Origin of the sequence: Dorea sp. OM07-5, assembly GCF_003481355.1 — a bacterium.
GTDB lineage: Bacteria > Bacillota > Clostridia > Lachnospirales > Lachnospiraceae > Dorea_D > Dorea_D hominis.
On record NZ_QUKZ01000012.1, the window covers coordinates 92,045 to 92,255 of the forward strand.

The 211-nt window shown below is 38.9% G+C and carries 1 protein-coding gene; it reads left to right on the forward strand.

All coding sequences use genetic code 11. The features are described 5' to 3' along the window. A partial coding sequence (locus DXC04_RS11715) for a helix-turn-helix domain-containing protein (protein ID WP_029731713.1) occupies positions 1-159 on the forward strand: 159 nt, incomplete at its 5' end. Between the last annotated feature and the right edge of the window lie 52 nt (positions 160-211).

The window sequence follows — 211 nt, forward strand, 5'->3', positions numbered from 1 at the left end:
TTGTATGACCCGTACATATCAAAATGTTGTTTGCGTCCGTTCTACGACAAATATGGTAATGTCTGCATAGTCGTAGACATGGAATTAAAAGGACGTATCAGAGAAGCACTTATCAAAATGATTTTGGACTTTGATATTCCTTTAGAAACCGAAGAATAACAAGCAGTAACCGCAGAGCATGATTTGTTCAATCCCCTCTTTCCTGCTCTGC